This window comes from Burkholderia sp. BE17 (genome assembly GCF_009362305.1).
Lineage (GTDB): Bacteria > Pseudomonadota > Gammaproteobacteria > Burkholderiales > Burkholderiaceae > Burkholderia > Burkholderia pyrrocinia_C.
This window is the reverse complement of record NZ_WHNU01000117.1, coordinates 1-442: the sequence shown is the minus strand read 5'-3', so window position 1 is coordinate 442 and position 442 is coordinate 1. Positions and strand designations below refer to the sequence as shown.

1 protein-coding gene is annotated in these 442 nt (G+C 51.1%); it reads left to right on the top strand.

The features are described from left to right. Nucleotides 1-422: DUF2194 domain-containing protein (locus GD429_RS40080; RefSeq protein ID WP_152865753.1), on the top strand; the 422-nt coding region annotated here is incomplete at its 5' end. Between the last annotated feature and the right edge of the window lie 20 nt (nt 423-442).

Sequence of the window (442 nt, the reverse complement as noted above, 5' to 3'; positions counted from 1 at the left end):
ATGCAATCGCCAATTTCGGTGTGTTTTCCCACTTCATTCACCCGGATGATGTCATCGATCCAGACCGGGCCTTCGGTCGGGACTGGGATACGATGTTCGCGAGTCTGCGTAAAATCGTCCACGACGTGAAGAATCAATATCCGCATCTTGAAGCGTACACGCAACACTACGCGACCGAAAAGATGATCACCTACCAACAAGCTGATTTAAACGTCACATTCGATGAGTCGACCGTCTATTTAGCTGGGGAAGGACTCGTCAACCCATCCCATTTCACGATCCGTCTCAAACCAGGCCAGTCACTCGAGACAGGGGAGTTTGATTTCGGAACGGTCGAACAGTGGGACGCCGATCGTCCGCTCTATCTCGTCAAACTGACGTCGGCGAATGCTGAAATCGCCATCAAGGGGGAAGTGCAATGAAAATCGGACTTGTCTTAGAG